We start from the raw sequence: 5188 nt of genomic DNA, 5'->3' as shown, positions 1-5188 counted from the left end.
GCCACGCCCGCCCGGACGAGGACGTCACCACCGAACTGCAGCGCGTCTACGGCGACCTCGGCTGGATCATCCCCGAAACCCTGGCCGGACTGCAACGGGCCGATTCGGTCTACTTCGACACCATCAGTCAGGTCGTCGCACCGTCCTGGAGCCCCCGCCGCGCTGGCCGCGTGGGTGGCGGCCATCCAGCCCGAAGCCGAGCGCAAGCAGAAACTCGGCCGCCGTGTCAAAGGCGTCCACGCTCCCACCAGCCCGCTCCTGCTGTGGCTCGCGTGACGCCCGGCGGCGAGTCGACGCCCTCGTCACTCGTTCCGGGATGGGCATGCAGTGTGTCGACAAGGAGCGAGCTGTCCGGACCGGGCGTTGGTTCTGATCGACAACCAGGTGCTGTTGCCCCGGCGATGCGATGCCGCCGCTGGTCCGTGGACGCGACGTCGGGTGCTGGCGAGGTGGACGAGCCCGGCGCGAGCTGACCTTTCTCTTCGTGGCGGTCAGGTCGCTGCCTGCGCTACGGTGTCGCGCGGTGTGCCGGGAAGCCTGGTCGGCGGCGTTTTCATCACGCGACCGCACGGAGGCACTCATGAGCGACCGAGAAACCGGCAGCGGCCGGGGAGAGCACGAGGCCGAGTGATGTGGCGCCGCTCGGCCCTGCCCGGTCGGGGCAGGCACCCGGCCGTGGTGATCGCCGCCGGTTTCGGGGCGGCGGTGCTGATCGGCACGCTGCTGCTGGCCACCCCGCTGGCCACCGCCGGCGGTGATTCCTCGCACTGGCTGACCGCGCTGTTCACCGCCACCTCCGCGGTCTGCGTGACCGGTCTGATTGTGGTGGACACGCCCACGCACTGGTCGGTGTTCGGCGAGGTGGTCATCGCGCTGCTCATCCAGATCGGCGGGCTGGGCATCATGACGCTCGCCACGCTGATCATGGTCATCGTCTCCGGCAGGGTGGGGTTGCGCGCCCGCCTGTCCGCGCAGCTGGAGACGAAGTCCGTGGTGGCCGCCGACCTGCGTCAAGTGCTGCACAAGGTGGTGCTGTTCAGCTTGATGTGCGAGGCGGCCGTGGCCGCCGTGCTCACCGCCCGTTTCATCGTCGGGTACGACGAGCCGCCGGGCCGGGCGGCCTACCTGGGCGTCTTCCACGCGGTGTCGGCGTTCAACAACGCCGGTTTCGCATTGTGGCCGGACAATCTGATGCGCTTCGTGGCCGATCCGTGGATCTGCCTGACGGTCGCCGTGGCCGTCGTCGTCGGCGGGCTGGGCTACCCGGTCGTCTTCGACCTGCTGCGCCACTGGCGGCGCCCCAGCCGCTGGTCCCTGCTGACCCGGGTCACCGTCGGGCTCAGCGTCCTGCTGATCGGGGCGGGCACGATAGCGTTCCTCGCGGCCGAGTGGCGCAACCCCGGCACGATGGGCCCGCTGGACGACTCGGCCAAGCTGCTGTCGGCCTTCTTCGCCGCGGTCATGCCGCGTTCCGGCGGGTTCAACACCCTCGACATCGGTCAGATGAACCCGTCGTCGTGGCTGGTCACCGATGTGCTGATGTTCATCGGCGGCGGCAGCGCGGGCACGGCGGGCGGCATCAAGGTCACCACGTTCGGCTTTGTGCTGTTCATGGTCTGGGCCGAGCTGCGCGGAGAGACCCAGGTCAACATCGGCCACCGCCGGCTGCCCGCCGCCACCCAGCGCCAGGCGGTGTCCATCAGCCTGCTGGGCGTCTTCCTGGTCACGGTCTCGACCTTGCTGATGCTCACGATCACCTCCCACGGCCTCGACCGGGTGCTGTTCGAGGTGATCTCGGCGTTCGCCACCAACGGGCTGTCCACCGGCATCACCGCAAGCACCCCGCTGGCCGGGCACGTGCTGCTCAGCCTGCTGATGTTCGTCGGCCGCATCGGGCCTTTGACGCTGGGCTCGGCGCTCGCGCTGAAACAGCGCACCCGCCGCTACGAACTCCCCGAAGAGAGACTGATCACCGGCTGACGAGACGTTGCGTGTCGCCTTGGTGCTCAGCAACCGACCATGACGCGCCCGATGGCGCGGCTCATGCCGAGCCGCTCAAGAGAACGGGCGTGGATCAGGTCTGGTCAGCTGAAAGCCGTTCACCCGCCGTTCTGAGTGATCAGCATGTACAGCACCCAGACGAAGAGCACCGTCTTGACGAGGAGCTCGCGCCAGGCCAGCACCGGGCCGGCCTGGATGGCGTACGACATGCTCTTGATGGGCGAGGCCGGCGGTGAGGGAGCTTTGTCCGGTTCGAGCGGCCGGTTGAACCGGTGGAAGAACAACTGGGTCAGCGTCAATCCGACCAGCAGACCCGTGGTGAAGCTCAGGTGTTCCAGCCCCACCGCCGCCTGCAACGCCACCAGCACCACCATGAGCGCCAGCAGCACATCGTCGAAGACTTTGATGGAACGGCCGTCGCCGCTGTACATGGCGGCGATCCGCTTGATCCGGACCGGATAGGGCACCGCGAACATGTTGACGAACTTGACCAGGGCCTGCAGCGCGTACAGGCCGAGCAGGATCTTCAGGGCGATGACCATCGTTCACTCCTTCGCGAGCCAGTCGTGCAGTGTCGTTGCATCGATCAGCGTCACCGAGCCGGCGGGCACGCCGAGCACTCGCTCGATCGCCTCCGTGTACGCGGCCACGGTGTGGCCGATCTCGACGGCCGGCGTGCGGCCGGCGTGCGGCCGGCGTGCGGCCGGCGTGCGGCCGGCGAGAAGCAGCTCGCCGAGCGTGTCGTTGAGGTCCTGGATGAGGGCGTGCCAGGCGTCGAGATCGGCCTGCTCGCAGAAGGTCAGAGATCGTCCAGTTGTATCGAGCCAGGTCAGGAAGATGCGCGCCGTATGGAACTGCTCACCGGCGACTCTTCGAGATCCTGAGGTCAGTGGCTTGACGGCGGCCTTGGCGCGGAGCTGCGGGAGTTGATGCCAGGTCGCGAAGGTCCGGAGAAGGCGCTGATGAGGATCGTCATGGAGTTCACTGAGGCGGTGGGTCAGCCAGGTCTGGTGATGGAGTCGCTGCTTGTCGATCACGGGCAGGGCTCCGGCGGCCATGAGAGATCGCACGAGCGTGATGCTGCCGGGCACGCTGGGGACCGGGGCGATGCCCAGCCAGGCGGTGCGGCCCAGGAAACGCGGCGGCGTGTCCGGCCACAGCAGGCGGCGGGCGGTGCTGCGGATGCCGTCGGCGGCGATGACCAGGTCGGCAGTCAGTTCGCGTCGCGAATCCGACGCTTACGCTGCCGGCGTTCTGAATGCGTCGATCGGCGTTGTTTCCATCGTCTGCTGGACTCCCCGCCGACAGGAACGTGCTAGCCTATAACCCAATATCCAATCCGGTTATAGCTATTTGATGGATTCGATGCTCGTCGATGGCTTGCGGCCGGCACTTGGAGTCCCAGCCGTCACCGCCCTCTCGGGAGGGCCGAGCGTCTCGAACGGAGTTGACATGGGCGCTGCGTCTAAAATGGCGAGCACCTTGCACATGAGCGACGACAGCTGGAAGCGGCACGCCAACCCCTGGAGCGTATGGACCAGGTTCGCCGCGATACCGCTGATGCTCGCGGCGGTCTGGAGCAGAGTATGGCTGGGCTGGTGGTGCCTGGCCCCGATCGCCGCCGTGATGCTGTGGCTGTGGCTGAACCCGTTCGTCTTCCGCCCGATCCACACGCCGACCACATGGTCGGCCAAGGGCATCTATGGCGAGAAGCTGTGGTTTAAGGACAAATGGCCGGTCACGGCCGATCATCGCCGAATTCAGCGCTTGTTGATCGTGGTGGGCGGCCCGGCCGCGATCTCGCTGATCGCCTACGGGCTCGTCTCACTCGAGATCTGGCCGACCGCTTTCGGCGCCACGCTGATGATCATGGGTCAGCTCTGGCGCATCGACCGGTTCGGCGTGCTCTATGAGGAGCAGAAGCGGGCTGGCACCGTGCAGTAGGCGTCGGTGCCGGCCTGATCGATCCCCGTGGCCCGGTGACGCCTTCGGCGCTCATCGGCCACTCATTTCGCCGTTTCCCTTGTTTGCTGTCGGCGTCGGGTTCGCGTGTCATGAGGCGGCAAGAGCCCCGTTAAGCTGGAGCCCAATATCCCGGTTGGACATAGGGAAATATCGTGGCTGTTGCTTTCACCGACGAGGAGCGGGCGCGGATCACCGCCGACCTGCTGGACGCCGCCGAACGGCTGTATGCATCCCAAGGGCTAAAGAAGACCTCGCTGGAGGAATTGGTCGCGCCAGCCGGGATCTCCAAGGCCAGCTTCTACGCCTTCTTCGACTCCAAAGAGACCCTTTACAAGGAGGTCATGCTCCGCCGCGCGCCGCTCATCGCCGAACGGCACAGTGCTGTGTTCCGCCGCCCTGCGAGCGTGGAGTCCCTGGCAGAGGTGATGCGAGCGATGACGACCGTGCTGACCACGGACCCGTTCTACCGGCGGTTGTTCACCCATCCTGACGAGCTCCAGGCAGTGTCCAGACGGATCGGCGCACAAGAGATCGCTCGCGTCACGCCGTACATCATGACCCCGCTGCTGGAGTACATCGCCAAAGGGCAGGCCCAGGGGGTGATCACCAGGGATGTCGAGCCCGAGATCGTGATGGGCGTGATGCGCACCATCGGGCTGATCGTCATGAACCGGCACATGTACGGCGACATCTACGACGCCGTACTCAACGCCACAATCAACGCCATAGCTCGCGGTATGGTCACCTCGAACGGAGACTAGCCGTGCCAGGAAACACCAGGTCAGCGTCAGCATAGGAGCGCCCGCAGTCCATTTCAGGCATGTGCCACGCCCGGAGGGTCGGGATGCACCCCCGTGCACTGTTCGGGCCCTTGTTCGTGCCCAGTTGCCCTCTCCAATCGGCGCCTCGACGATCAGGAGTCAGTCGCGACAAGGCCGCGAGCACGACCCGATCCACCGGCTGGAGATCGGGCCGGTTCACCTGACGGCGCAGCACGGCGACCTGATGGCGAAGCACCACGATCTCGGCCGTCTTGGCCCGATCGCCGCGACCCCAGCAGGACCAGGAAGTCAGCTTCTCGGCCCTGAAGGGACCGAGCTTGCAGCTCCTCGCCGTCGATGGCTTCGACGGCTCAGGCCGCGTCAGGCAGCGTGACTCACTGCCCAGCCCGCCACACCGCGTGAGGCGATGTTGCGGGCCGCGTTGACGTCGGCGTGCTCAG

At 66.7% G+C, this 5188-nt stretch carries 6 protein-coding genes; 3 read left to right on the top strand and 3 right to left on the bottom strand.

The window, feature by feature from the left end:
- Positions 1-185, bottom strand: a 185-nt coding sequence (locus E1295_RS50545; RefSeq protein WP_220449253.1) for a hypothetical protein, incomplete at its 3' end; no start/stop codon positions are given.
- Positions 186-630: 445 nt separating this feature from the next.
- Between E1295_RS50545 and E1295_RS46875 the strand changes: the two genes are divergently transcribed.
- Positions 631-1980, top strand: a complete 1350-nt coding sequence (locus E1295_RS46875) for a TrkH family potassium uptake protein (RefSeq protein ID WP_132641683.1) — start codon at positions 631-633, stop codon at positions 1978-1980.
- 119 nt (positions 1981-2099) lie between these two features.
- Here the strand turns inward: E1295_RS46875 and E1295_RS46870 are convergent, their stop codons facing one another.
- Together E1295_RS46870 and E1295_RS49530 are read right to left on the bottom strand one after the other, a co-directional pair.
- Positions 2100-2543, bottom strand: a complete 444-nt coding sequence (locus tag E1295_RS46870; protein WP_132641681.1) for a hypothetical protein — start codon at positions 2541-2543, stop codon at positions 2100-2102.
- Between the two features lie 3 nt (positions 2544-2546).
- Complete coding sequence (locus E1295_RS49530; RefSeq protein WP_166427773.1) at positions 2547-3038, bottom strand: hypothetical protein; 492 nt, start codon at positions 3036-3038, stop codon at positions 2547-2549.
- Between the two features lie 319 nt (positions 3039-3357).
- On the opposite strand from E1295_RS49530, the gene E1295_RS46860 reads away from it, so the two are divergent.
- Positions 3358-3945, top strand: a complete 588-nt coding sequence (locus tag E1295_RS46860; protein ID WP_342775978.1) for a DUF6653 family protein — start codon at positions 3358-3360, stop codon at positions 3943-3945.
- Positions 3946-4118: 173 nt separating this feature from the next.
- Positions 4119-4727, top strand: coding sequence for a TetR/AcrR family transcriptional regulator (locus E1295_RS46855; RefSeq protein ID WP_166427772.1), 609 nt, complete (start codon positions 4119-4121; stop codon positions 4725-4727).
- Positions 4728-5188: the final 461 nt, after the last annotated feature.

This window comes from Nonomuraea mesophila (assembly GCF_004352805.1).
Classification (GTDB): domain Bacteria; phylum Actinomycetota; class Actinomycetes; order Streptosporangiales; family Streptosporangiaceae; genus Nonomuraea; species Nonomuraea longispora.
Note: the sequence above shows the minus strand (reverse complement) of the source record. Positions and strands in the feature narration are given on the sequence as shown.

Coding starts and splice junctions, on each gene's coding strand:
- E1295_RS46860 (WP_342775978.1), top strand. CDS start 3,358: ATGGATTCGATGCTCGTCGATGGCTTGCGGCCGGCACTTGGAGTCCCA.
- E1295_RS46875 (WP_132641683.1), top strand. CDS start 631: ATGTGGCGCCGCTCGGCCCTGCCCGGTCGGGGCAGGCACCCGGCCGTG.
- E1295_RS46870 (WP_132641681.1), bottom strand. CDS start 2,543: ATGGTCATCGCCCTGAAGATCCTGCTCGGCCTGTACGCGCTGCAGGCC.